Origin of the sequence: Arthrobacter gengyunqii, assembly GCF_023022985.1 — a bacterium.
GTDB lineage: Bacteria > Actinomycetota > Actinomycetes > Actinomycetales > Micrococcaceae > Arthrobacter_B > Arthrobacter_B gengyunqii.
This window is the reverse complement of record NZ_CP095461.1, coordinates 2768145-2792891: the sequence shown is the minus strand read 5'-3', so window position 1 is coordinate 2792891 and position 24747 is coordinate 2768145. Positions and strand designations below refer to the sequence as shown.

22 protein-coding genes are annotated in these 24747 nt (G+C 66.2%); 11 read left to right on the top strand and 11 right to left on the bottom strand.

What is annotated here, in order from left to right; genetic code table 11:
• Positions 1 to 93: 93 nt before the first annotated feature.
• From MUG94_RS12740 to MUG94_RS12725, 4 genes are all read right to left on the bottom strand, one after another.
• Positions 94 to 894, bottom strand: coding sequence for a class I SAM-dependent methyltransferase (locus tag MUG94_RS12740; protein ID WP_227906430.1), 801 nt, complete (start codon positions 892 to 894; stop codon positions 94 to 96).
• An 8-nt stretch (positions 895 to 902) separates the two neighbouring features.
• Positions 903 to 1370: a tRNA (cytidine(34)-2'-O)-methyltransferase gene (locus tag MUG94_RS12735; protein WP_227892133.1), complete on the bottom strand. Its 468-nt coding sequence runs from the start codon at positions 1368 to 1370 to the stop codon at positions 903 to 905.
• Positions 1371 to 1392: 22 nt separating this feature from the next.
• Positions 1393 to 2367, bottom strand: a complete 975-nt coding sequence (locus MUG94_RS12730) for a J domain-containing protein (protein WP_227892132.1) — start codon at positions 2365 to 2367, stop codon at positions 1393 to 1395.
• A gap of 152 nt (positions 2368 to 2519) precedes the next feature.
• Positions 2520 to 3176 carry a nucleoside/nucleotide kinase family protein gene (locus MUG94_RS12725; RefSeq protein ID WP_227906429.1) on the bottom strand — a complete coding sequence of 219 codons (657 nt, stop codon included), beginning with the start codon at positions 3174 to 3176 and terminating at the stop codon, positions 2520 to 2522.
• 144 nt (positions 3177 to 3320) lie between these two features.
• On the opposite strand from MUG94_RS12725, the gene MUG94_RS12720 reads away from it, so the two are divergent.
• Genes MUG94_RS12720 through MUG94_RS12705 form a run of 4 tightly spaced genes read left to right on the top strand, consistent with a single transcriptional unit; the run spans position 3321 to position 7256 of the window.
• On the top strand, positions 3321 to 4571 hold the full coding sequence (locus MUG94_RS12720; RefSeq protein ID WP_227906428.1) for a cysteine desulfurase family protein: 1251 nt from the start codon (positions 3321 to 3323) through the stop codon (positions 4569 to 4571).
• Complete coding sequence (gene mnmA / locus MUG94_RS12715; RefSeq protein WP_227892129.1) at positions 4568 to 5722, top strand: tRNA 2-thiouridine(34) synthase MnmA; 1155 nt, start codon at positions 4568 to 4570, stop codon at positions 5720 to 5722. The genes MUG94_RS12720 and mnmA overlap by 4 nt, the downstream gene beginning before the upstream one ends.
• A gap of 60 nt (positions 5723 to 5782) precedes the next feature.
• Entirely contained in the window at positions 5783 to 6163 is a 381-nt protein-coding gene (locus MUG94_RS12710; protein WP_227892128.1) for a chorismate mutase, read from the top strand.
• Entirely contained in the window at positions 6147 to 7256 is a 1110-nt protein-coding gene (locus tag MUG94_RS12705; RefSeq protein ID WP_227906427.1) for a uroporphyrinogen decarboxylase/cobalamine-independent methonine synthase family protein, read from the top strand. The genes MUG94_RS12710 and MUG94_RS12705 overlap by 17 nt, the downstream gene beginning before the upstream one ends.
• Positions 7257 to 7277: 21 nt before the next feature.
• Here MUG94_RS12705 and MUG94_RS12700 read toward each other — a convergent pair whose 3' ends face one another.
• From MUG94_RS12700 to MUG94_RS12675, 6 genes are all read right to left on the bottom strand, one after another.
• Positions 7278 to 7982 carry a DUF4166 domain-containing protein gene (locus tag MUG94_RS12700; RefSeq protein WP_227906426.1) on the bottom strand — a complete coding sequence of 235 codons (705 nt, stop codon included), beginning with the start codon at positions 7980 to 7982 and terminating at the stop codon, positions 7278 to 7280.
• 3 nt (positions 7983 to 7985) lie between these two features.
• On the bottom strand, positions 7986 to 9278 hold the full coding sequence (locus MUG94_RS12695) for a DUF58 domain-containing protein (protein WP_227906425.1): 1293 nt from the start codon (positions 9276 to 9278) through the stop codon (positions 7986 to 7988).
• Positions 9279 to 9292: 14 nt separating this feature from the next.
• Positions 9293 to 10252, bottom strand: coding sequence for an AAA family ATPase (locus MUG94_RS12690; RefSeq protein ID WP_227906569.1), 960 nt, complete (start codon positions 10250 to 10252; stop codon positions 9293 to 9295).
• 125 nt (positions 10253 to 10377) lie between these two features.
• On the bottom strand, positions 10378 to 11628 hold the full coding sequence (locus tag MUG94_RS12685) for a DUF4350 domain-containing protein (RefSeq protein WP_227906424.1): 1251 nt from the start codon (positions 11626 to 11628) through the stop codon (positions 10378 to 10380).
• On the bottom strand, positions 11625 to 12311 hold the full coding sequence (locus MUG94_RS12680; RefSeq protein ID WP_227906423.1) for a DUF4129 domain-containing protein: 687 nt from the start codon (positions 12309 to 12311) through the stop codon (positions 11625 to 11627). Before MUG94_RS12680 ends, MUG94_RS12685 begins: the two co-directional genes overlap by 4 nt.
• Complete coding sequence (locus MUG94_RS12675; RefSeq protein ID WP_227906419.1) at positions 12308 to 13606, bottom strand: DUF7847 domain-containing protein; 1299 nt, start codon at positions 13604 to 13606, stop codon at positions 12308 to 12310. The genes MUG94_RS12680 and MUG94_RS12675 overlap by 4 nt, the downstream gene beginning before the upstream one ends.
• Positions 13607 to 13869: 263 nt before the next feature.
• Here MUG94_RS12675 and mtrA point away from each other — a divergent pair, with 263 nt between their 5' ends.
• The 7 genes from mtrA to secA all read left to right on the top strand — a co-directional run bounded on the left by mtrA (position 13870) and on the right by secA (position 24114).
• Entirely contained in the window at positions 13870 to 14547 is a 678-nt protein-coding gene (gene mtrA, locus MUG94_RS12670) for an MtrAB system response regulator MtrA (protein ID WP_227892119.1), read from the top strand.
• Positions 14548 to 14593: 46 nt separating this feature from the next.
• Positions 14594 to 16255: an MtrAB system histidine kinase MtrB gene (gene mtrB / locus MUG94_RS12665; RefSeq protein ID WP_227892376.1), complete on the top strand. Its 1662-nt coding sequence runs from the start codon at positions 14594 to 14596 to the stop codon at positions 16253 to 16255.
• Positions 16245 to 18005, top strand: a complete 1761-nt coding sequence (locus tag MUG94_RS12660; protein ID WP_227906416.1) for an LpqB family beta-propeller domain-containing protein — start codon at positions 16245 to 16247, stop codon at positions 18003 to 18005. Before mtrB ends, MUG94_RS12660 begins: the two co-directional genes overlap by 11 nt.
• A 93-nt stretch (positions 18006 to 18098) precedes the next feature.
• The gene (locus tag MUG94_RS12655; protein WP_227906414.1) at positions 18099 to 19031 is read left to right on the top strand and encodes a ComF family protein; all 933 of its coding nucleotides are present in this window, start codon (positions 18099 to 18101) and stop codon (positions 19029 to 19031) included.
• A 160-nt stretch (positions 19032 to 19191) separates the two neighbouring features.
• The gene (gene hpf, locus MUG94_RS12650; protein WP_227892116.1) at positions 19192 to 19923 is read left to right on the top strand and encodes a ribosome hibernation-promoting factor, HPF/YfiA family; all 732 of its coding nucleotides are present in this window, start codon (positions 19192 to 19194) and stop codon (positions 19921 to 19923) included.
• 140 nt (positions 19924 to 20063) lie between these two features.
• Positions 20064 to 21272: a winged helix-turn-helix domain-containing protein gene (locus tag MUG94_RS12645; protein WP_227906413.1), complete on the top strand. Its 1209-nt coding sequence runs from the start codon at positions 20064 to 20066 to the stop codon at positions 21270 to 21272.
• 91 nt (positions 21273 to 21363) lie between these two features.
• Positions 21364 to 24114 (top strand): preprotein translocase subunit SecA, encoded by a 2751-nt coding sequence (gene secA, locus MUG94_RS12640; protein WP_227906411.1) that lies wholly within the window; start codon positions 21364 to 21366, stop codon positions 24112 to 24114.
• A 24-nt stretch (positions 24115 to 24138) separates the two neighbouring features.
• On the opposite strand, the gene MUG94_RS12635 is transcribed toward secA, so the two are convergent.
• Positions 24139 to 24744, bottom strand: coding sequence for an Rv3235 family protein (locus MUG94_RS12635; RefSeq protein WP_247098816.1), 606 nt, complete (start codon positions 24742 to 24744; stop codon positions 24139 to 24141).
• Positions 24745 to 24747: the final 3 nt, after the last annotated feature.

Genomic DNA, 24747 nt, shown 5'->3' with positions numbered 1-24747 from the left:
GGGGCGTGGCAAGTCCAGAGTTTCCATGCCCCCTATTCGTTAGCGGCGGCGAAATGGATGGGGTCGTGCCCCGTGACGGCCCCCGAGGGGCTCTTAGGGGCGGCGGGCGGAGGCGATCAGCGTGTCGGCATTCAGGTTGTGCTCCTCACCCAACTGCGCCAGGAACGCTGCCTTGACCCGGTCTGCGGCTTCCGGATCTCCGGGCAGGAGGAAGCGCAGTCCGCTGCCCATGACCAGCGACCAGGCCAGGGACGGGCTGAGCTGGACCTGTGCCGGCGTGGAGAGGACCTTGATGTCTTGAAGTCCGAGACCCTCGAGCCAAGCGGTGAGTTTCTCCGGCGTGTTCAAACGTTCGGTGTTGTCCCGTGCCCCGGAAAACAGGCCTGTCAGTTCGGGTCGTTCGCGCCGGCACTCCTGCACCAGCAGCTCAGTGAAATGCTTCAGGGCACCGTCAGCCCACGTGCTCAGGGCCAACCGGCCGCCGGAGCGCAGGTTCGAGATCAGGTGCGCTGCTCCCTTGTCCATGTCCGGAAGGAAGAAGATTGAGTACGCGGAGAGCACGACGTCGAAGGGCTCGTCGCCGCTCCACCCGGAGATGTCATCGACATGCAGGACGACGTTCTCCAGGGACAGGGTGCTGGCTTTCGCCTGCGCCAGGGCCAGCATCTGTGCTGAAAGGTCCACGCCGTCCACCCGGCCGCCGGGGCCGGCGTACTGTGCCGCCGGGATGGTGGTGGCTCCGGTGCCGCAGCCCGCATCCAGGATGGTGTCGCCAACCTCAATTTCCGCAGCAGCCACCAGGGCGTTGCCCATCGGGTTCCACAGCGAAGGCGCCAAGCGCTCAAAGTCGGCGGCGCCGTCGTCGAACGCGGCGCCGATATTGGATTCGGGCATGGGAGTCCTTAGAGCTGGGCACCTGCGAAGCCGTGCTGGCGCCAGGCTTCGTAGACGGCGATCGAGGCGGAGTTGGCAAGATTCAGGGAACGCAGGGACGGCAGCATGGGCAGGCGGACGCGCGCCGTGACGTGCGGATCCTGCTTGACTTCTTCGGACAGGCCTACGGACTCGCGCCCGAACATCAGCACGTCGCCGGGCTGGTACGCGATGTCCGTGTAGGACGTATCACCGTCGGAGGTAAAGGCGTAGACCCGTTCCGGAGCGAGGGCCTTCCATGCAGCTTCGAGCGTGGGGTGCACGTGGAGGACCGCGAGGTCGTGGTAGTCCAAACCTGCGCGCCGCAGCTTGGAATCCTCCAGCTCAAAGCCCAGGGGCTCAACGAGATGGAGTTCGGCTCCGGTGATGGCGGCAAGGCGAATCGCGTTGCCGGTATTGCCGGGAATTTCAGGGGTGTGGAAGAGAATGCGGAACACAACCCCATCCTAAGCCCGGCAGCTAGCGGACGGTTGCATCAAGGAGTCCGCCCAGCACGGGAAGCTGGACGGCATTGGGCTGCGGTCCGTCGCTGAAGAATCGCTTGAGTTCGCGCTGGACGGTTCCGGCATTGGCAACATGGATCATGGCCGGGGCGCTGCGGCTGAGGGACGGCGGATAATCGATCACCGGCTCAAAGGGATTGCCGTTGGGGCTGTGCAGCACCACCCAGCCGCTGACGTTGCATTCCGGGAACCGGTCCTGAAGCGTCCGCACGGCATCGGGAAGCCGGCCGATGGACACGTCGCGGCCGCGGTAGCGCAGGTGCCGGCCGTCCCAGCTGTAGTTGCCCGGCGAGGCCACCTGTGATTCCAGCACAGCCATCCGGTATCCGCCCAGCAGGACATGGCCCACGTCGAGGTTGCCGCCGCGCGGAGAGCGGTCCGGCATGTGCAGTCCGTTGACCAGCCGCCCCGCGGGATAGTCCGGCAGCAGGGTGCGCTCCAAGAGATGAATGGTGAGGTTTTCTCCGTCATACCGTGCGCCCGCGCCGGAGCCCAAGCGCGCCATGAACCCGGGCTTGCGGGGGGCCCCATGGATCTGCTGGCCGGCCAGCGTCAGCGGAAGCACCGGCGGGGAACCGGGGGAGAAGTCGGGAATGAAGTTGGGCGCCCTGCCCAGGACCTCATCGGCGGACGCGGACCCCGCGGATGCTGATCCCGTGCGCGCATAGCCGGTGCGGGCGGAGGACGTCTGGGCGGAGGAGGTTCCCGGCCGTCCCGCGTTGCGCCCCAGGCTCAGGTCATACGCTGCTTTTTGGGCCGGGTTGGAGAGCACCTCGTAGGCCTCGGCGATGACATGGAACGTTTCGGCACTGCCCCCCTGATCCGGGTGGGTGGCCCGCGCGGCTTTCCGGTAAGCCGTTTTGATCTGGTCCATCGTGGCCGAGGGGGCAAGACCCAAAACCTCATACAGCGTCTTGGGCGACGGGCTCACAGCGGTTCCTCTCATTGGGCCACGGAGGCCCGGCAGGCGCAGCGCACGTTCGGCGCCGCGGGTTGTACAGCGGTTGCATTCTCGCAGGTCTGCAGCTGCAGCCGCCAACCGGCAGGAAGTTCCTGCACCAGCTACAACGCTGCACCGGTGAACTATGTTTCCGGCGGATACCCGGCGCGGTAGCTCGCGGCACGGCCGGGGATGATTCGGGGGCGGTCCGGATCAGTGTTGTCCACCACGAGCGTGGCCCGGGCGGCAGGATCCGTATCAGTGAAATACAGCCGCTGGCCGCCCACGTAGCGGTGCATGGCAGCATCATCCGGATCCGCTGGAGTGCCGTCGCGAAGAGCCATCCGGGCTGCGGTCACGGGAAACGGGACGTCGAGGAACAGCGAGAAATCCCATTCCGCGGCCAGCTCGCGGCGGTGCAGGAAGAGTCCGTCCACCAGCACCACGGCGTTGGCGGGGACGGGCAGCGCGGGCGGAGACAGCACTGCATCGGTGTGGACGTCGTGCCCGGTGGGCCGGTAACTTCCGCTGCCTCCGGGTTTCAGCGGTTTCAGGACATAAGCGCGAAACTGCTCCACATTGTAGGAATCATGGCGAAATCCTGCCGCCGAACCGCGGCCGCGCCGATACCGGACGTCGCGGCGGTGATGAAAGTCATCCAGGGACACCCGGACCACCGGCCGGGGGACCGCCGCCCCGGCCAACTCGGCGGCCAGGGCATCCGCAAAGGTCGTCTTGCCGGAGCCGTCAACACCGTCGATCGCCGCGAACATCCGGCGGCCGGCGGACAGTCCGGTCATGCTTACCGCCAGTTCCTGCAGCAGCGCAGCCCGGGTGCCAGGCACAGGAAAGGCAGGAAGCGCAGGCGGGGGAGGAGGCATGGTCACAGGTGGCATTCTGCCAGCATCGACTGCGCCGGTTGCGATGCCCGTTAGAATAATCAGGTGCCCGTGTACCTAGATCACGCGGCGACCACGCCTATCTCGGCCTCGGCCCTCGCCGCACTCACGTCAGAACTCAGCCGCAGCGGCAATCCGTCCTCGCTGCACGGCTCCGGCCGGCGCGCCCGGATGGTGGTGGAGGAATCGCGCGAAGCGCTCGCCGCCGCCGCAGGCTGCCACCCCTCGGAAATCATCTTTACCTCCGGAGGAACCGAGGCGGACAATCTGGCCGTCAAGGGACTGTACTGGTCCCGCCGCGAGGCGGACCCGGCCCGCACCCGCATTCTGTGTTCCCCGATCGAGCATCATGCAGTGCTTGACACCGTCCAGTGGCTGGAAAAACACGAGGGCGCCACCGTGGTGTGGCTGCCGGTGGACGCCGACGGCGTGGTCTCTGCGGAAGCCATCCGTGCCGAGCTTGCTGCCCACGCGGACACCACCGCGCTGTTGACCGTCATGTGGGCCAACAATGAGGTGGGCACGGTCCAGGACATCTCCGCCCTCACCGCGCTTGCCCACGAGTACGGAGTGCCCGTGCACACGGACGCGGTGCAGGCATTCGGCGCACTGCCGGTGGATTTCCGGGCCGCCGGCGTGGACACCATGGCCATCAGCGGCCACAAGATTGGCGGACCGGTGGGCATCGGGGCACTGGTCGTCGGACGGGCCGTGAAACTCACGCCGGTGATGCACGGCGGCGGGCAGGAGCGTGACATCCGCTCCGGCACCCTGGACACCCCCGGCATAGCCGCCTTCGCCGCAGCTGCCCGTGAGGCCACAGAGAATCTTCCGGCCGAATCGGCCCGCCTGCGGGAGCTGCGCGACACACTGATCGCCGGCGTCGAGCGCTTGATTCCGGACGCGGTGCTCCGCGGCGTGCGGGAGGAGAGCGTCCCGGGCCACAGCGTCCAGGACGGGACGGCCCGCCGGTTGCCGGGCAATGCGCATTTCACCTTCCCCGGCTGCGAAGGCGATTCGCTGCTGTTCCTGCTGGACCTCGCCGGAGTGGAGTCCTCCACCGGGTCGGCGTGCACGGCGGGAGTTCCCCGGCCCTCCCACGTCCTGCTGGCCATGGGACTCACCGAAACCGAGGCCCGGGGAGCCCAGCGTTTCAGCCTCGGGCATACAACCACTGCCGCAGACGTTGACACCTTGTTGAGAGCACTTCCCGAAGCCTATGAACGGGCGAAAAAGGCCGGAATGGCCTCCCACGTCAGCAGCATCCAAACAGCAGGAACAGGTTTTACTTCATGAAGGTATTGGCAGCAATGAGCGGCGGAGTGGACTCCGCGGTAGCAGCAGCACGGGCAGTGGAAGCCGGGCACGACGTCGTCGGCGTCCACTTGGCGCTCTCGCGCATGCCCGGGACACTGCGCACCGGCAGCCGCGGCTGCTGCACCATCGAGGACTCCCGCGATGCCTGGCGCGCGTGCGACATCCTGGGCATCCCGTACTACGTCTGGGACTTTTCCGAGCGGTTCAAGGAAGACGTGGTGGATGACTTCATCGCCGAGTACGCCGCCGGCCGCACGCCCAACCCGTGCATGCGCTGCAATGAGCGGATCAAGTTTGCCGCACTGCTGGAAAAGGCACTCGCCCTGGGCTTTGACGCCGTCTGCACCGGCCACTACGCCAAGGTCATCACCGACGCCGACGGCAACCCCGAGCTGCACCGGGCGGCCGACTGGGCCAAGGACCAGTCCTACGTGCTGGGCGTGCTGACCCACGAACAGCTCAAGCACTCGATGTTCCCGCTGGCCGAAACCCCGTCCAAGGCGGAGGTCCGGGCCGAAGCCGAGCGCCGGGGACTGTCCGTGGCCAACAAGCCGGACAGCCATGACATCTGCTTCATCCCCGACGGCGACACCCGCGGCTGGCTCGAAGAGCGCATCGACATGACGGAGGGCGACATTGTCGATTCCTCCGGCGAAAAGATCGGCACCCATCCCGGAGCCAACGCCTTCACCGTGGGCCAGCGCAAGGGCCTGAAGCTGGGCCGCCCGGCCGACGACGGCAAGCCCCGCTTCGTGTTGGAGATCCGGCCCAAGGAAAACAAGGTGGTTGTGGGGCCGGAGAAGCTGCTGAACATCGACCAGATGCGCGGCATCAAGATTTCCTGGGCCGGCCTGCCGATCCCCGAGATTGAGGCCCGCACACAGTTTGACTGCATGGTCCAGGTCCGGGCCCACGGCGATCCCGTGGCGGCCCGCGGCTGGATGGAGGACGTTGCCTCCGATGAGGCCGACGGCGGCACCCGCGAGGAGCTCGTGGTCCGCCTGAACGAACCGATGCGCGGTGTTGCTCCGGGCCAGTCCATGGTGGTTTACCAGGGCACCCGTGTCCTGGGGCAGGCCACCATCGATTCCGCGCGATCACTGGAATGGGATCCCGCGGCGGTGTCCTGAGGCCTGTTGATTAGGCGTAACGTACGCTGCCGGGGCGGTGCCGGACCCTAGACTGGGTCCATGACTGAAACACCCACAGACGAGTTCGACCCCACGGCCAGTTCCCTCGCCGGGAAGGTTTCCGACGACGTGATGCAGGAGCTGCTGGCCGTACGCAGCAGCATCGACAACATTGATGCCACGCTGGTCTATCTGCTGGCTGAGCGGTTCAAAGCAACTCAGCGCGTGGGGTTCCTCAAGGCCGAGCACAGGCTTCCGGCGGGTGACCCGGGGCGTGAGGCCGCGCAGATCGCCCGGCTGCGACGGCTAGCCGAGGACGCCCATCTGGACCCGGCATTTGCCGAAAAGTTCCTGAACTTCATTATCAGCGAGGTCATCCGGCATCATCAGGCGATCTCCGACAACCACAACGGCGGCAACAGCAATGCAGCAGGACTCTAAGCAGACGGACTCCAATCAGTCGGAATCCAACCCGTCCGAAACCAGCACCGTCACGGCCACTGCTTTGGGCACCTGGCCGGGCAGTGATCCGGTGGAGGCCACCCGCATCATCCGCGGCGAGCTGGGAGACCCGCACCTTCCGTTCCTGGTCCAGCTCCCGGCCCGCGGCCCCGGTGCCGATGCCCTGGGCCGGACTGCGGCGCTGCTGGTGGACCTGGCCGTGGATCTCCAGCCGCACGGCTGGCGGCTGGTTCCCCGGCCGGGAAAGGACCACCGGCGGGCGGTTTCGCTGCTGGGCCAAGACCTCAACGCCCTCGCCGATGTAGTGGGTGCGGAAGAGTCCCCGGGAAAGCAGCTGAAGATTTCGCTGCGCGGTCCGCTGTCCCTGGCCGCTGGGCTCTATCTGCACAACGGCGAACGGGCCCTTTCCGACGCCGGTGCCCGCCGCGAACTGCTGCAGTCCCTGACCGCGGGTGCGGTGGACTTCGTGGCCCGCGCGCGGACGGCGGCGCCGGACGCCGGCATCATCGTCCAGCTTGATGAGCCCGACATTGCCGATGTGCTCGGCGGGACCATCCCCACCGCCAGCGGCTACCGCACCCTGCGCTCGGTTCCGGCCGCCGAAGTGTCATCCGCCTGGGCGCAGATCGTCGAGGCGCTGTCCGGTGCCGGTGCCGAACAGGTCATCCTGCGGCTGCCGGAGGCTGCACGTTCCGCAGCATTAAGGCCCGGAGCCCAAACGCCGTTCGCGCTGGCCCTCGGTGCCGGCGCTTCCGGAGCCGCCCTGCCTGCAGCAGGACTCACCGGGGCGGACTGGGAAGCGATCGCCGAAGCAGTGGAAAACGGAAAAACCCTGTGGCTGGGGATCCTGCCGGAGCCGGTGGGGAACGAAGAGCCGCGGCAGGTGAAAGCACTGGTGCAGGACGTGCTGCGGCCGTGGACCAAGATCGGCCTGCCCGCCAACGCCCTGCCGGCGCTGCGGCTGACGCCGGCCGCCGAGCTGGCGGAGGCATCGCCGTCGTCCGCCCGCAAGGTCCTGGGTCGACTGACGCAGGCCGCTGAAGCCCTGTCCCAGGTGGCGGCGGAGAGCTAGGCTCCCGGCGGCTGGACGCGCTTAGACGCGCGGCTCCCAGCGGGCAGGCACAACCTCGGCCGGAAGCTGTCCGTTCCAGGGCTGCTGCCGGTATGTGAAGCTTCCCTCGTACACGAAGATGGTTCCTATTTGCCGCTGGACCACGCGCGTGCGGATACGGAAGACACCGGCGTCGTCGTCGTACCACTGCTCCACGTGGGCGTCCGCAGCCGCAAAGCCCGGGAGCGGAAGCCGCAGCGGACCCAGGAACAGCCGGCTGCGGGGAGAATCCATGAGCAGATGGCCGTCGCCGGTCACGGACAGCACCAAATCGGTGGCGAGGTTCCGTTTGCGGCCCAGATAGTCCGTCAGCTGCCCGGGACCGGTCAGACTGGTGGTGTCCTCGAAGATCCGGTTCCTGCCGGGAAACCGGAAGGTCCGCACCGCGGTCAGCGACGGCCGGTTCTGCGGATCCCGGTGCGTGTAATTGCGGATGGTGAAGGGGATGTTGGTGCCGTAATCGGGGAAGAACGCATTGGAGACCGGAACCAGTCCCAGCAGCGGCCGAAGCCAGGGCCGAGGACACCCGGCAGTCTCGAAGATCCCCTCGCCCTCGCCGTACACGCCGTCGTCCGGGACTGCGGAAAAGTATGCCTGCAGCGCGGGCTGCAGGCGCTCGAAGTCCGTACCGAGGACCCGGCGGTAGATGGAGAGGGGAGGAGCTGACGGTTCAGTGGCGTCCATCATCACTTACAGCCTTCCCGAAGCCTTGAGCCGAATATACAGATCAGCGAGCTTGGGCGGGAGCTCGTGCGGAGTCTCGTCAACCACTTCGGCACCCATGGACCTCAGCTGGGCCGTGACCGCAGCCCGGTCCAGCAGCGCACGCTCTGCAGCGGCTGCCCGGAACACGTCCGTGGCCGAGGTCCGCTGACGCCGCAGTTCCTCGAGTTCGGGGTCCCGGACGGAGGCAACCACCACCACATGTTTGTCCAGCAGCTGCGGCAGGACCGGCAGCAGCCCTTCTTCGAGGGCACCGGAATCCAGTGCGGTGATCAGCACCACCAGGGACCGGCGGGTGGAAACGGACTGGACGGCGCCGGGTACCAGGGAAAAGTCCGCCTCAATCAACTCGGCGTCCAGCGGGGCAACTGCTGTGACAAGGCGGTTCAGGAGGTTGCCCTTTCCGGTGGATTGCACCCGTGCCCGGATCCTCCGGTCAAAGGCCAGGAAATCCACGCGGTCCGCGCCGCCGGAGGCCAGCATGGCCAGCAGCAGTGCCGCCTCGATGCCGGTGTCCAGCCGGGGTTCATCGGCGATCCGGGCGGCCGAGGTGCGCGAGGTGTCCAGCAGCAGCACCACGCGCCGGTCCCGTTCCGGACGCCAGGTCCGCACCACGGTGTCCCGCCGCCGGGCAGTGGCCCGCCAATCGATGGACCTGACGTCATCCCCGCGCACATAATCGCGCAGGGAATCGAATTCGGTTCCCGCGCCCCGCATCTGCACGGTGGTGTTGCCGTCCAGTTCCCGCAGCCGCCGAAGCTTGGACGGCAGGTGCCGTTTAGCGTGGAACGGCGGCAGCACGCGCAGCAGGGCAGGACACGGCAGGGTGCGCTGGCGGGCAGCGAGGCCCAGCGGACCGAAGCTGCGCACCGTGACGGATTCACTGCGCAGATCACCCCTGCGTTCGGGGAGAAGCCGGACCTCGAACCGGCGGGCTTCGTGCCCGGGGATCCGCAGGGACTGGACCGGGTTGAGCGCCCCGGCCGAGGGCTGCCAGCCGTCCCGGAAGCTCCCGCGAAGGGTCCGGGCACCGGTATTCCGGATGGTTAGGGCCGCGGCGGTGGGCTCGGTCAGCCGGACGCTGCCGGGAACGGTGCGCTCCAGGATCAGTGCACGCGGTGATGAGGCCGCCAGCAGGTCAAGTCCCGCGGCCACGCACAGGAACGCCAGCCACAGCCAGATCGCTGCGCTGCCGGGAAAGAGCAGGACCGCCGCACAACCCGCTGCGGCAAGGATGACCAGCCGGCCGGAAATTGCCATGAGATCCCGGCGTCCTAGCGCGGTACCGGGACGGTGGCCAGGATGCTTCCCAGCACATCATCCACGAAGACGCCGTCCATCTGTGCTTCGGGGCGCAGCGAAACCCGGTGCCGGAGCGCGGGCAGCGTGAGCGCTTTGACGTCGTCGGGGGTGACGAAGCTTCGCCCGGAGAGCCAGGCCCAGGCACGGGAGGTGTTCAGCAGTGCCGTGGCGCCGCGCGGGGAGACACCAAGCTGGAACGACGGCGCCGTCCGGGTTGCCCGGACCAGGTCCACGATGTAGCCGAGGACTTCGGGGGACACCTCCACCTCGGCGACGGCCAGCCTCGCCTTTTCCAGATCCGCAGCCGAGGCAACGGGACGGACTCCGGCGGCAGCCAGGTTCCGGGGGTCGAAACCGCCGCTGTGCCGGCGAATGATCTCAATTTCCTCGTTGCGTCCGGGCAGATCCATGGTCAGCTTGAGCAGGAACCGGTCCAGCTGGGCCTCCGGCAGGGAATATGTCCCTTCGTACTCCACCGGATTTGAGGTGGCCGCCACGATGAACGGATCGGGCAGCGGGCGCGACAGTCCGTCTACGGAAACCTGCCGTTCCTCCATGGCTTCGAGCAGGGAAGCCTGGGTCTTGGGCGGGGTTCGGTTGATTTCATCCGCCAGCAGGATGTTGGTAAAGACAGGTCCTTCCCGGAAGGAGAACTCCGAGGTGCGGCCGTCATAGATCAGCGAGCCGGTGACGTCTCCGGGCATGAGGTCAGGGGTGAACTGCACCCGCTTGGTGTCCAGGTCCAAAGCAGCGGAAAGGGACCGCACCAGCAGCGTTTTTGCGACACCGGGGACTCCCTCCAGGAGTACGTGTCCTCGTGCCAGCAGTGCAATGATCAGACCCGTCACGGCCGCGTCCTGGCCCACCACGGCCTTGGATACCTCTTTGCGTACATCAAGGAGCGCCTGGCGCACCGGATCGGTGCCGGGCATGCCAGGGGTGCCCGTGGCGCCGGTGCCGGCCTGCTGCGGCGTGCTGCCCGCCGGTGCTTCTTCGGCGCTGAAACGTTCCGGGGGCGCCGGCGCGGAACCGTGGGGCTGCGGCTGGTACTGCTGGCTCATGATGCGGTGACCTCTTCCTCTAGGGCTTGCAAATCCTGGGACCACTGCACGAGCGCGGCATCGCCGTCCGGGAGTGTTCCGTTCAACAATGAGTTGACCTCGTGCTCGGGCCGTCCGGTCGACCGGGCGACTGCCCGCACCACCATGTCGGTGCTGCTTCCGGGGCCCAGCCGCAGCCGGACGGCCAGGCGGGCCAGAGCGGCGGCGCGAAGCGTTGCGGCCGCACGGTCCGTTGCATGGGCGTCCTGGTACAGCCGGGCGCGGCCTTCTGCTGTCTCTGCGGACCGTACCACCACGGGCAGGGGGTCCGCGGCCAGCGGGCCCAGCCGGCGCCCGCGCCACAGCATTGCCAACGCCGCGATGACAAGCAGCCACAGCAGCAGCGGATCCACCCAACCGGGCAGCAGCGTGCGGGGGTCCCCGGGAGCTTCCGCGGCCGGGACATCCGAGACAGTGGGCAGGTACCACACGAGGGTGTCTGTGGAGCCCAGGGTGCGCAGGGCAAGTGCCGCGTTGCCCCGGTTCGCGAGGGACTCATTTGCCAGCAGCGCGGAATTGCCCAGGACGACGACGCTGCCGTCGCCGTTCGCCGCGTACGCGCCGCCCGCTGTGCCGCCGTCGGACGCCGGGAAGCAGATGACCGGCGCCCGGTACGCGAAACCTCCGGCGTCGATGCTCTTTGCCGCCGCCGCATCGGGTGACGAGCATTTGGCGTCCAGCGGGGTGTCCTGCTCCGGGAACACGCCGGCGGAGCGGATGTCCGGAGCGAGCTCGGCGAGCTGGACAAAGTCGGGTTCCACCAGCACCTGCCGCGCGGCGAGGCCGAACAGGTCCGCCAGCTGTTCCGGTCCCAGGAAGCCGCTGGGGTCATGCAGGAACAGGGTTGACTGGTCTCCGCGCTCCTCCAGCAGCGCCAGGGCTTCCTCATAGGAACCCGGAGTCCGCACGTCCACGCCCTGTTCGCGCAGGATTGTTGCCGCCGCCATGGCACCGCCGGGGGCCGGGTTTGCGGGGGACAGCGCCGCGTCGTCATCGCCGGAGCTGCCCAGGATGCCCAGGACGACAACGAAACACAGCACCAGGGCCAAGATGATCCACAGGCGCCAGGCCCGCAGCCGGGACCGTACGGTTGTCCAAATACCTGCCGGCGCTGACGGGCCGCCGTCCGGGTGGGCGCGGCCGACCAAAGGTCCGGGCGGGAGCGGAACGGTTTCAGCGGCAGCGATGCCGGAGTCCGGGGCGCTCACCGCGGCACCGCCAGCGTTTCATTCGACAGCGTTTCATTCGACAGGGGAGACGTCGAAGGAGACAGGCGTTCCAGCAGCACATCCAAATCCGCGGCGCGTTCGGCGTCGCTGAACGTGGCCGGCAAATGGCCGTACCGGATCTCGTCGAACCGACGCGCCAGCCAGATGATCTCATCCGCGGCCGCGGGAAAGGTCGCCGCCAGGCTCGATCCGGCCTCTGCGGCGGTGCGGCCGGACCGGGGCTCGAGGAGCACGCGCTCCTCGGCGGAGCGGATCACGGCGCGCAGCCGCTCAGCCACGGCCGTGTCCCATTCACCGCGTGCGGCGGCCTCCCCGGCAAGCCGGCGGTGGTCCACCGCCACCCGGGTTTCCGCTGAGTCGAAAACGTCCCTGCGGCGCCGCGCATTCAGTCGGGGCCGGACCAGGAATAGCGCTGCTGCGAGCACGGCCGCCGCACCGACAGCCAACAGCACGACGCCGATGGTTGGATCAAAACCGGCAATGCCGTTGAGGAGCTCGGCAAAAAAGTCTCCGACCCACTGCCAGAAACGCTCCAGCAGGGTGGGTTCGGCTGCTTGGTACGCGGGCCTGGACAGCTCCTGTTCTGCCCACTCCCGGGCTTGGTCGGCGTCTGGGAGGACCGGAACATCCCGCCCGGGAGCCGCTGCCGGCAACAATTTCATCCGCCGTAGCCCGGTCCGGGAGGTCCGCCGTAGGGCGCCGGTCCCGGGGGTGTTGCTCCGCCTAAGTCAGGTCCGGGCTGGGCGCTGCGCCGCCCCGGCACCAGATCGGGGTTGACGGCGGCCGTCTCCTGCTCCTTCATCAGCGTGAGGTCGAAACCTTCACGGCGAATGCGGAGATCCACGTACAGCAGCGACGTCACGGCGGCCTGAAAGGCATATCCGATGGCGGTGAAGAACGTCGTGATGGCAACGTTGAGGCCGAAGAGCGCCACCGCTGCCCCGGCATCGGCGGGGTCCGGGCCGCTTCCTACGGCCGTGACAAGGCTGGTGATGAGGACAATGGGAACGCTGATGACTGAGGAAATGATGGAGACGAGGATTGCCGTCAGCGCGAGGATCCCGAAGCAACGCCAGAAGTTGCGGTTGGTCAGTTGCCAGGAACGGCGCAGTGACCGGAAGATCCCTGCCGGTTCCAGGACCAGCGCGGCGGGGGCGAGGGAAAGCTTCACGCCCACCCAGACGAACGCGGCGATCAGGCCCAGGATGCCGATGATGAGGACCGGAATTCCCGCCGAGCCCAGGGCACTGACCAGCAGTCCCAGCAGCACACCGAAAAGTATGAGCCCAACGACGAAGGTTACCGTCAGCAGGAGGCCCATCCCGGCCAGCGCCAGCAGCCGGGAACGGCATAGCTTCCATGTTTGCGCGAAGCCGGTTTTGAGATTCAGGATGGACCGCGCAATCGGTACCACCAGCACGCCCTGCAACAGCAGAACGCCCACAACGGAGATTACGCCCAAAAGGGACAAACCGGTCAGGGACCAGCCTGCGTTGGACTCGACGGACTCGAAGTCCGACTCGTCGAACTCTGAGCTGAACAAAGCTGAGGGCACGAGGCTGCCGACAAACAGGAATGTCAGCAAAGAGATGACGGCCTGGATCAGCAGGGCCGTTCCGAAGGTGGCTGCGGGATTTTTCCTGCACGCCTGGAAGGCGCCGTCCAACAGTTCGCCAAGGCCCAGGGGCCGCAGCGGAATGATGCCCGGCTTGGGCGGAGGCGTCCAGCCTCCCTGGGGCAGCTGTCCGGGGAAACCCCACGGCTGGGGCGGCGGTCCGGGCTGGGAAACACCGGGGTTCCACTGGCCACCCGGCTGGTTCCACGGATTCTGCGGTTGCTGACCCCACTGCTGGGGAGGCTGCTGTCCCCACGGCTGCGGTGCCGGCGGAGGCTGCTGTCCGGGGGAGCCCCACTGCTGCTCCTGCGGGTCCCCGCCGCTGTGATTGTCCTGACCCAAGGTGTCCCCCCAAAAGAGTTGTTTGCCCTTATCCCACCATAGTTCCAGAGCAACCCGGCCGGCCCCGGCAGAAATCGCCGGATTCTCAGTCCTCTAGGATGATAGGGATATTGCCAGCTGTCGCGGTGTCCCGGGACACACCGGGTAGGCCACCATTTCCGGACAGCGGGTCGAATGCTCGGCTCAGACAGCCGGGCAGCCGGAAATCCGTCCGGCACCGCAACGAGGAACCGGCCTGAGCAGTCAACCGGGGACAGGGAGTTATGAAGGCACGCATACTGGTCGTGGACGACGACGAAGCACTGGCCGAGATGATCGGCATTGTGCTCCGCAACGACGGGTTTGAGCCTGTCTTCTGTGCGGACGGCTCGAAGGCACTCGAGATCTTCCGCAGCTCCAAGCCTGATTTGGTTCTGCTGGACCTCATGCTGCCCGGAATTGACGGCATCGAGGTGTGCCGGCAGATCCGCGGTGAATCAGACGTTCCGATAGTGATGCTGACGGCGAAGTCCGACACGTCCGACGTCGTGCGCGGCCTGGAATCGGGAGCGGACGATTATGTGCCCAAGCCGTTCAAGCCGGCAGAGCTCGTAGCCCGCGTCCGTGCCCGGCTGCGTCCCGGTGATGCCAAGTCCCCTGAAACGCTCAGCATCGGCGAAGTTACCATCGACGTCGCCGGACACGTGGTGACGCGCGGTGCGGACACCATTTCGTTGACCCCGCTGGAATTTGACCTTCTGGTGGCACTGGCCCGGAAGCCCTGGCAGGTTTTCACGCGCGAAATGCTGCTGGAACAGGTGTGGGGCTACCGGCATGCAGCGGACACCCGGCTGGTCAACGTCCATGTGCAGCGGCTTCGTTCCAAGATCGAACGCGACCCCGAAGCACCCGAAATAGTCCTGACGGTGCGTGGTGTCGGTTACAAAGCCGGTCAGAGCTAGGCGCTCGCGGACTGCGGTCCTTAAAAATGACATCCTGCCGGCGGTGATGCGGACGCTCCGGCGGCTTCGCAACGGCCTGCGCAAAGCGACCTTTCATCGGATTGCCCGTCTCTGGCGGCGTTCGCTGCTGTTCAAGACCGTGGTCTCCACGCTGCTGCTGGTGACCCTTGCCTGCGGTGTCGTGGGCGCGTTCCTGTCCCACCAGATTGCCGGTGCGCTCTACGAGGAGCGCCAAAGCCAATTCCAGTCCGAAGCCACCGCAGGTCTCATTTCGGCCAAGGAAAACTTCCGGACCACGGCGGCAACCGACCGTGAAGGAACCGAACGGCTGGTCTCCAACACCCTGTCCCTGCTTGAGGGACAGGGTGCCGATGCTCGCCGCCTGTACCTGCTGACGCCGATTCCGGATCAGGAGCAGGATCTGTTCGTCTCCCAGACGCTGGGGGAGGGGATCACCGCCGGGAGCATTCCGCTGGTGCTGAGCGAATCAGTGCGCAGCATCAGCGTCAATGAGGACCAGAACACCATCCACTGGTCCCCCCTTGCGCTGGCCCACGGCGAGCCCGGACTGGCCTTTGGCACCAAAGTCACGCTGCCGCCGGACAGTGCCGAGTACGCGCTCTACCTGATCTACGATTTGTCGTCGATGCAGCAGACACTGGATGACATCCACCGCATCATGTGGATTGCCGGGGGATTGCTCATGGTCATCATCGGAACCATCGCCTGGCTGGTCACCAAGGCCGGTGTGGGCGCCGTCAGTGACGCCGCGGCAGTGTCCGAAAAGCTGGCTGCCGGCCAGCTTCAGGAACGCATGGTGGTCAAGGGTGAGGATGACGTGGCGCGTTTGGCTGCGTCCTTCAACCGCATGGCCGCCACCCTCCAGGACCAGATCACCCAGCTTGCACAGCTCTCACGCATGCAGCAGGTCTTCGTGTCCGATGTTTCCCACGAGCTCCGCACCCCGCTGACGACGGTGCGGATGGCCGCTGAAGTGCTTTACGACGCCCGGGACGGCTTTGATCCGATCAGCAAACGGTCCACGGAGCTGCTTTACCATCAGGTTGAACGCTTCCAGGCCCTGCTGGCGGACCTGCTGGAAATCTCCCGGTTCGACGCCGGTGCCGCGTCACCGGATCTGGAACCGACTGACATTTTCACGGTGGTCCGCGATGTCATTGACGCCACGGAACCGCTGGCCCTGAATATCGGTTCTGAAATCACCGTGGTGTCGAAGGAAGTCAGCTGCATGGTTGATGCGGATCCGCGGCGGATTGAGCGCATCATCCGCAACCTGGTGGTCAACGCCCTGGAACACGGGGAGGGGCAGCCCATCGAGATTGCCATCGGTTCCAACGTCGACGCGGTTGCGGTTGCGGTGCGTGACCACGGCATTGGCATGACCGACGACGAAGCCTCCCGGGTGTTCGACCGTTTCTGGCGCGCCGATCCGGCCCGCGCACGGACTACGGGCGGCAGCGGACTCGGTCTCTCCATCGCCGTCGAGGACGCCCTGCTGCACGGCGGCCTGCTCCAGGCGTGGGGTCGGCCCGGCGACGGAGCCTGCTTCCGTCTGACGCTGCCGCGGCGGCACGGAGTTCCGTTCTCTGATTTTCCGGTGCCGCTGTCACCGTACGACGGCGCACCCGGTCCCAGGGCACTGGCGGCGCCGGCAGCACCAATACAGGAGATGAGTGATGAACGGTAAGAGTCCGGCCCCCGTGCGGCCGTTCGCTCGGGTGGTCCTCATGGCTGCCCTGGTGCTGGCAGTGCTGTCCGGCTGCTCATCCATTCCCACCACGGGTCCGGTGGGCACGGCCTCTGCGGACAGCGGCGGCAGTTCGCTGGTAGACACCTTCGCCGTGGCTCCGCGCGGCCCCAGCCAAAACGGAGGAGAAACGCCGGAAGAAATCCTGCAGGGCTTCATCACTGCGGGAACGGGCGCCGCCGACGACTACAGTGTTGCCCGCGAGTTCCTCACCGACAGCCTCGCCTACACCTGGACCCCCACCGAACGCGTGCTGATCTACGGCGCGGACCCAAACATCGTGGCCGCGCCGGACGGCAACACCTACTCCATACAGCTCGAAGTGGTTGGCGCCCTCGATACCCGGGGAATCCGCACCGACAAGGCATCGGGAACCACGGAAACGGTGTCCGCCTCCATGGAGCAGGTGGACGGGCAATGGCGGATCAGCGCGATTCCCAACGGAATCATGATCTCCCAGGTCAATTTTTCCTGGCTGTTCCTTTCCCACAACCTGTACTTCTATTCGAGCACTTTTGAGTCCTGGGTGCCGGACACGCGCTGGTTCGTGCAGAAATCCGGAATCGCCGCCAACGTGGTCAAAGCAATGCTCGAGGGCCCGGCCCCCTACCTGCAAGGTGCAGTGAGCAGCGCATTCCCCGCCGGCACCGCCCTTGCCCGGGATGCTGTCCCGGTGGTTTCCGGCGTGGCAACAGTGGACCTGTCAGCGGAAGTCCTGCAGGATTCCAGCGACCTGAACCGGCAACAAATGGCGCTGCAGCTGCGGCAAAACCTGACGCATCTGAACAACGTGAACTCGGTCAGTATGACCGTCAACCAGCGTGAAGTTGATTTGGGCAAGGAAAGCAACGCCCTCGTCGACGCCGTTGCCGACCCCGAAGTGGGCAGTACACAGATTGCCGTCTACCAAAACGAGCTGGCCTACTTCAAGGGAGTGGAGCCGCAGGCGATTGAGGGCATCCCGAGCGTTGCGGAGTACGGTCCCCGTGATCCGGCCCTGTCGCTGGACCTTGCCACCATCGCGTTCCTCAACGGGGACCGGACGTCGCTGTTTTTGACCGGGCCCAATCAAGAGGTCCGGAAAGCGGTGGACGGTGCATCACTGACTGCACCCAGCATTGATCCCGAAAAGTGGACCTGGACTGCGTCGAACTCCGGAGCGGGTGCTCAAATCCTGGCCCTGCCGCCGGGCGGCGAGGCGGAGCAGGTCCTCTCGCTGCCGGTTCCCTGGCTGAACGAGGCCAGCATTTCCGAGCTCCGGATTTCACGCGACGGTGCACGTGCGCTGCTGATCACCAACTCGGGCGGACGCAGCCACGTGCTGGTCGCCGGAGTCGTCCGGGACGCGAACGGGATCCCCAAGACCCTGACAACGCCGCTGGAACTCGCCGTCACCACCGACTCGGGATCGGGAATTCCGGAGACGGTTCCCGTGAACCGCGCCAAGTGGGTCTCCGAGGATGCGGTTGCCGTCCTGCAGACCTCAGCCGAAGACCAAGTGACTCCGGTGATTCTTCGGCTGGGAGCGGACCCGGAGCCGTTGGCCGGCCTGACCGCAATCACGGGTCTGAGCGTCGGCAAGGGCGAGCAGGAGATCTATGCCCAGACCCCGTCGGCCATGTACAAGCGGATGGGCAACAGCTGGTACGAGGTGGGCAAGGGGCTGCTCGACCCGGCGTTCCCCGGGTAGGACCGTCCTGCACACCCTGACGGCCGCGGCACTTTGTCCCCGTCCGGGGCGGGACCGCAGGACGTCCGGCAGATCCTGCCGGAAGCTGGGCGCATGTGGTTGCTTCCCTCGCCCTTCCTTTCCCCGCTGGCCCGCAGCGCCGACCGGTGGCGGCTCCATCCCTGGGCCGCCGCCGCCGGCGCCGCATGGGCCGACCTGCTGGCGGTCCTCCTTCCGACGTCGTGCGTGGTCTGTGGAGCTGCGGACGTTTCCCTGTGCCCGGGTTGCCGGAGCCGGGTCCGCCGCAGTGGAACCCGCCCCTTCTATGCGCAGGAAACGGCGGAGCTGCTGCCCCGCAGCGAAGATGCGGGTGGCCGCGGTAACGGCACGGAGGGAGAAGAGCTGCCCCTGCGCGTGCTCTCGGCAGGCCGCTATGCCGGCAGCCTGGCGAGGGTGCTGCTTGCCTACAAGAACCACGGACATACTGACCTTGCCTCCGTGCTGCGGCCGGTGCTGGCCGGCGCACTGCAGCAGGCCGTTGACGACGTTGAAGGCGGCGGGCATGGCAACGGCCCGGGCGTCCCCGCCCTCGTTCTGGTTCCCGTGCCCGGAACTGGACGTGCACGCCGCCGGCGCGGCTACCACCCCCTGGGCCTGCTTCTTTCAGCCCTTCAATCCGGCAGCCTGCTGCCCGCCGGGACGGTGCTGGAACCGCTGATCAGGCCGGCGAGGCGCAGCGGGCGGGAGGTCCTGCATCCAGTCGCCCTGCTTGCAGCGGTTACCGGCGGGCGAAGCCAGAAAAGTTTGGGACGCAGCGGGCGCCGCAGGAATGTTTACGGAACTATGACAGCCGGGGAGCCGGGGACGCTTGCCGGAATCCGGTGTCTGGTGGTTGACGATGTCCTGACCACCGGGGCCACCATAGCCGAGGCCACGCGCGCCCTGAGGGCGGCAGGGGCGCGGGTCGAGGGAGCCGCCGTGATGGCCGCAACTGCAGCTCCTGCGTGTGACGCATCTAACAGGGACGCGAATCCTAATCCACTTTGAGTGTCTTGGATAATCGGAATGTCCGGAGGTGAATAACGCCGGGCAGTGATCTAACGTGTTGGTATGGACAGCTTCAAGAAGCGGAGCTTTCCTGCGGCAGCGGTCGCAAGGGTTTTGGCAGCGGCCGTTGCTGTGTCAACGAAATCTATTGGAGGGCACCATGGAATTCATGATCAGCGGACGCAACGTTGCAGTATCCGACAGGTTCCGGGAATATGCCGAAGAACGCATCGCCAAGGTGGAGAACCTGGCGAACAAGGTCCAGCGTGTTGACGCGCGTGTTACCAAGCAGCCCAACGTCCGTGAGGCCGACAGCTCTCTTACCGTTGAATTGACCGTTGTAGGCCGGGGACCCGTGGTGCGGGCCGAAGCCACTTCAGGGGACAAGTTCGCAGCCTTCGACCTTGCCTACGCCAAGCTCATCGAACGCCTGCGCAGGGCCAGCGACCGCCGCAAGGTCCACCATGGCCGCCACACCCCGGTAGCGGTGCGGATTGCCACTGCGGACCTGGACACGGTCAGCACCAGCGAACCCCTCCACGTCCAGCTGGAGAAAACTGCCGCTGAAACCGAGGCTTCGACCGATACCGGCAATGAAGAGATCGACGCCGCAGAAGCTGCGGAGGACTGCCCGGTCCTGATCCGTCGCAAGGTTTTCCCGGGTGCCCCCATGAGCCTTGACGATGCCGTGGACAACATGGAGCTGGTCGGCCACGATTTTTATCTCTTTGTGGATTCCGCAACCGGAGCACCGTCCGTGGTGTATCGGCGCCGGGGCTGGACCTACGGCGTGATCACCCTCGATTCCCGGTGCGCCGAGGGGACTGAGGACATCAAGGAGGAAACCCGGCCCTACCGGGCGTCCGAAGGCTCTGCCGCAAAAACCGCATGATGCGGCCGGCGCCTGACCGGCGCACCAAGCCCTAACCCAGGAAGGCCTCCGGAGCAGATGGAGCATCATTTGATGGTCCACCCGCCCGGAGGCCTTTTGCTGCCGGCAGTCTCTTCCTGCCACGGACCTAGGATGGGCGTATGAAAACGACGCTCACCCTCAGGCAGGCCCGGCTGACAGCGCTCGGGGCGCAGGGGCTGGTGAGGGGGCGGCCGGAAAGCCCGAGCAGCAGATCCGTGGCCCGGACGCTGCAGCGGCTGCAGCTGCTGCAGATCGATTCCGTGAACGTACTTTCCCGAAGCCACTACCTGCCCCTTTTCTCACGGCTTGGGGCCTATGACACCGCCATTCCGGACAGACTGGCCTCCAGGGCGCCGCGACGGATGGTGGAGTATTGGGCCCACGAGGCCAGCTATATCCGCCCCGAACTTTTCGCGGATCTGCGGGCGCTCCAGTGGCGCGTTTGGATGACGGCGCACTCCCTTCCGACCGAGGTGCGGCACAGGCTCAGCGAAGAAATTATGGCGGTCCTGAACGGCGGTCCGCCGCTGACCTCCAGGGAGATTGCCCTCCGGCTCGACGGAGGGAAAGCCAAGGACTCCGGCAACTGGGGCTGGAACTGGAGCGCGTCCAAGCGGGTGCTGGAGGACCTTTTCGCGGCCGGAACCATCAGCTCTGCCGGGCGTACGCAGCAGTTCGAGCGGCAGTACGCTCCCACGGCCTCAGTGCATCCCGCAGGAGAAGCTGCGCTGGAAGCCTCCGATCCGCAGGAAGCGGTGCTGCGTCTGACCGAGCTGGCGGCCCGGGCGCACGGCGTGGGCTCCGTGCGCTGTTTCGCCGATTATTTCCGGCTTCCGCAGCGCGACACCGCCACCGCCGTCGCTGACCTTGTGCGTTCCGGGACGCTGCGCCCGGTGCAGGTGGCGGGCTGGAACACGCCGGCCTACCTGCATGCGGACACTGTCATTCCGCGCCGCTCCGCAGCCCGTGCCCTCCTGAGTCCCTTCGATTCCCTGGTGTTTGAACGGAAACGGCTCGAGGCGCTCTTTGGCTTCCGCTACCGGTTGGAGATCTACACCCCGCTGCCCAAGCGCCGGTACGGCTACTACGTGCTGCCGTTCCTGCTGGGAGAGCAAATCGCGGCCCGGGTGGATCTGAAAGCGGACCGGGAGAGAAGGGTCCTGCTGGTGCAGGCTGCCCACGGGGAAGCAGACGCTCCGGCGCACACGGCCGTTGAGCTTGCCGCGGAACTACGTATGATGGCAGATTGGCTGGGGCTGGGGGACGTTATGGTGAAACCGTCGGGGAATCTGGCGGAGGCGCTGAAACTGGCAGTATGCCGGGAATAGCCCCGCAGCGGGAACACCGGCACTTAGCCGAACGTCTCTCACGTAGACTGGGGACGCCAGAATTAGGCAACACTAGATTGGGAGCAAATCAGTGGCATCACTACTCGAACGGGTTCTTCGCACAGGCGATAAGAAGACGCTGAAGACGCTGCGCAACTACGCCGATGCGATCAACGTGCTCGAGGACGAGTACCGCGGCATGTCGGACGCCGAGCTCCGGGGGGAGACGGAACGCTTCAAGGAGCGGTATGCCGACGGCGAGAGCCTGGACGACCTCCTGCCCGAAGCTTTTGCCGCAGTGCGCGAAGCCGCGGGCCGCACACTGGGCATGCGCCACTTCGATGTTCAGATGATGGGCGGCGCTGCCCTGCATCTGGGGAACATCGCCGAGATGAAGACCGGTGAGGGTAAAACCCTCGTCGCGACCGCTCCGGCTTATCTCAACGCACTGACCGGACGCGGCGTGCACATTGTGACGGTTAATGACTATTTGGCGGAATACCAGTCGGACCTGATGGGCCGAGTGTTCCGCTTCCTGGGTATGACCAGCGGCTGCATCCTGTCCAACCAGGATCCGGCCACGCGCCGCGAGCAGTACAACGCGGATATCACCTACGGCACCAACAACGAGTTTGGGTTCGATTACCTGCGGGACAACATGGCCTGGAGCGCTGCCGAACTGGTCCAGCGCGGACACCACTTCGCCATCGTGGATGAGGTCGACTCCATCCTCATTGACGAAGCGCGCACGCCGCTGATCATTTCCGGTGCCGCCAGCGGCGACGTCAACCGCTGGTACACCGAGTTCTCCAAGGTGGTGCAGCGCTTGAAGCTGGACACCGACTACGAGGTGGATGAGAAGAAGCGCACCGTCGGCGTGCTGGAATCCGGGATCGAGAAGGTGGAGGACTACCTCGGCATCTCCAATCTCTACGAGTCCGCCAACACCCCCCTGATCGGTTTCCTGAACAACGCCATCAAGGCCAAGGAACTGTTCAAGCGCGACAAGGACTACGTGGTCCTCAACGGCGAGGTCATGATCGTTGACGAGCACACCGGGCGAATTCTCGCCGGCCGGCGCTACAACGAAGGCATGCACCAGGCGATTGAAGCCAAAGAGGGCGTGACCATCAAGGCTGAGAACCAGACGCTGGCGACGGTGACGCTGCAGAACTACTTCCGCCTTTACGAGAAGCTCGCCGGCATGACCGGTACCGCCGAAACCGAAGCCGCGGAATTCATGAGCACCTACAAGCTTGGCGTGGTGCCCATTCCCACGAACAAGCCGATGGCGCGCATCGACCAGTCCGACCTGATCTACAAGAACGAAATTGCCAAGTTCGACGCCGTGGTCCAGGACATCGCCGAGCGCCACGCCGCGGGACAGCCGATCCTGGTGGGCACCACCAGCGTGGAGAAGAGCGAGTACCTCTCCAAGCAGCTGGCCAAGGCCGGCATCCGCCATGAGGTCCTCAACGCCAAGAACCATGCGCGGGAAGCTGCCATTGTGGCCCAGGCCGGACGCAAGGGCGCCGTGACCGTGGCCACCAACATGGCCGGACGAGGCACCGACATCATGCTCGGCGGAAACGCCGAGTTCAACGCCATCGCGGAGCTGGAGCGGCGCGGCCTGGATCCGAACGAGAACCCGGACGAGTACGAGGCCGCCTGGCCGGATGCCCTCGAGAAGGCACGCGAAGCCGTTGCCGCCGAGCAGCAGGAAGTCATCGAACTCGGTGGCCTCTACGTGCTGGGCACCGAGCGGCACGAGTCCCGCCGTATCGACAACCAGCTGCGCGGACGTTCCGGCCGCCAGGGCGACCCGGGGGAGTCACGCTTCTACCTGTCGCTCACCGACGATCTGATGCGCCTCTTCAACTCCGGTGCCGCTGAGCGAATCATGAACAGCTCCACCATGCCGGACGACGTCGCGCTCGAATCGAAGCTGGTCTCCAAGGCTATCCAGAACGCACAGGGACAGGTCGAGGGGCGCAACGCAGAGCAGCGCAAGAACGTCCTGAAGTACGACGACGTCCTGAACCGCCAGCGCGAAGCCATCTACGGCGACCGCCGCCGGATCCTGGAGGGCGACGACCTGCAGGAAAAGATTGGGTTCTTCCTCGAAGACGTCGTCACCTCCATCGTCAACGAAGGCACAGCCGAAGGCCACGGGGACGACTGGGACTACGAGCAGATGTGGACCAACCTCAAGACCCTTTACCCGGTGGGCCTGACGATTGACGAGGTTATCGAGGAAGCCGGGGGACGCTCCAAGGTCACCCGGGAATTCCTGCAGGAAGAGATTCTCTCCGACGCCCGACTCGCGTACCAGGCACGTGAGGAAGCTCTTGGGTCACCCGCGATGCGTGAACTCGAGCGCCGCGTGGTGCTGTCAGTGATTGGCCGCAAGTGGCAGGAGCATCTCTACGAGATGGACTACCTGAAGGAAGGCATCGGCCTGCGCGCAATGGCCCAGCGCGATCCCCTGGTGGAATACCAGCGTGAAGGTTTCGTCATGTTCCAGACGATGACCGAGGCGATCCGTGAGGAGAGCATTGGGTACCTGTTCAACGCCGAGGTGAAGGTCAACCAGCCGGCAACAGATGTTCCGGCGGCGCTGGCCGGACTCAAGGACGGGCGCGGCGTCGTCGGGCAGCCCACCATCACCGCCGCCGGCCTGGAAGCGCCGCAGCGGCCTGCCAGCCTGCAGTTCTCCGCGCCCAACAGCGAGGGTGGAGTGGAAACCCGGGTGGAACGGGCCACCTCGGACAAGCCGGCGAAGCCCAGCCAGCAGCGGAAGGGCGCGAACTCCGCTCCGAAAAAAACCAAACGCCGCAAGTAGGCAAAAGGACCGCCGTGGTGGCGCTTAGGCGATCTCCAGGGCAGTGATTTTCCAGAGTCCGCGCCGCAGCTCAATTCGCAGAGCTGCGGCGCGGACTCTGTTGTGTTCAGCTGCTGCAACCGAGGCTTCGTAGACGCCTTCCGAAACGGGGCATATCCGGCAGCAGCGGATAACAACCTGCCGGTGGAGCAGAAGCGGCGCGGGAGCCGGGGTTCCTCCCGGTACGCGCCCGCCGTTCTGTGCTGCGTTCCTGCTGCGCACCAGGTTCGCCCGCAGTTGCAGCCGTTCGAAGCTCACGGGATCCAGCCACCGCACCATTTGCTGCAGGGGCCGGGTCCCGCCCAGTACTTCCAGTGCTGCCTGGGTGACGGATCTGGCGATGGCGTCCACCCGGGCATCGTCTCCGGGGTCGCTGTGCCAGTGGAGCTGCTCCGAAGCCCCCGGTGCGGCCGCTGCCTCGGAGTCGGCAGGCTGGGGGGATGGACGCGGACGGAGCTTGACCGGCGGCGCCCCGAGCGGTGCATAGCCGGTAACGGGGATCCGGTGCACGGTCAGCGGACGAGGAGCCCCCGAAGCGGCGGCCAGTTCATCCGCGTCCTCTTGAACGGGAAACGTGATCACGGTGGTCATGGT

Excerpts from the sequence above, each read along its gene's own strand:
- MUG94_RS12710 (WP_227892128.1), top strand. The coding sequence starts at position 5,783 with ATGACTGAAACACCCACAGACGAGTTCGACCCCACGGCCAGTTCCCTC.
- MUG94_RS12655 (WP_227906414.1), top strand. The coding sequence starts at position 18,099 with ATGTGGTTGCTTCCCTCGCCCTTCCTTTCCCCGCTGGCCCGCAGCGCC.
- MUG94_RS12645 (WP_227906413.1), top strand. The coding sequence starts at position 20,064 with ATGAAAACGACGCTCACCCTCAGGCAGGCCCGGCTGACAGCGCTCGGG.
- mnmA (WP_227892129.1), top strand. The coding sequence starts at position 4,568 with ATGAAGGTATTGGCAGCAATGAGCGGCGGAGTGGACTCCGCGGTAGCA.
- mtrB (WP_227892376.1), top strand. The coding sequence starts at position 14,594 with ATGCGGACGCTCCGGCGGCTTCGCAACGGCCTGCGCAAAGCGACCTTT.
- MUG94_RS12690 (WP_227906569.1), bottom strand. The coding sequence starts at position 10,252 with ATGCCCGGCACCGATCCGGTGCGCCAGGCGCTCCTTGATGTACGCAAA.
- MUG94_RS12635 (WP_247098816.1), bottom strand. The coding sequence starts at position 24,744 with ATGACCACCGTGATCACGTTTCCCGTTCAAGAGGACGCGGATGAACTG.
- MUG94_RS12695 (WP_227906425.1), bottom strand. The coding sequence starts at position 9,278 with ATGGCAATTTCCGGCCGGCTGGTCATCCTTGCCGCAGCGGGTTGTGCG.
- MUG94_RS12705 (WP_227906427.1), top strand. The coding sequence starts at position 6,147 with ATGCAGCAGGACTCTAAGCAGACGGACTCCAATCAGTCGGAATCCAAC.
- hpf (WP_227892116.1), top strand. The coding sequence starts at position 19,192 with ATGGAATTCATGATCAGCGGACGCAACGTTGCAGTATCCGACAGGTTC.
- MUG94_RS12680 (WP_227906423.1), bottom strand. The coding sequence starts at position 12,311 with ATGAAATTGTTGCCGGCAGCGGCTCCCGGGCGGGATGTTCCGGTCCTC.
- MUG94_RS12740 (WP_227906430.1), bottom strand. The coding sequence starts at position 894 with ATGCCCGAATCCAATATCGGCGCCGCGTTCGACGACGGCGCCGCCGAC.
- MUG94_RS12700 (WP_227906426.1), bottom strand. The coding sequence starts at position 7,982 with ATGATGGACGCCACTGAACCGTCAGCTCCTCCCCTCTCCATCTACCGC.
- mtrA (WP_227892119.1), top strand. The coding sequence starts at position 13,870 with ATGAAGGCACGCATACTGGTCGTGGACGACGACGAAGCACTGGCCGAG.
- MUG94_RS12660 (WP_227906416.1), top strand. The coding sequence starts at position 16,245 with ATGAACGGTAAGAGTCCGGCCCCCGTGCGGCCGTTCGCTCGGGTGGTC.
- MUG94_RS12725 (WP_227906429.1), bottom strand. The coding sequence starts at position 3,176 with ATGACCGGACTGTCCGCCGGCCGCCGGATGTTCGCGGCGATCGACGGT.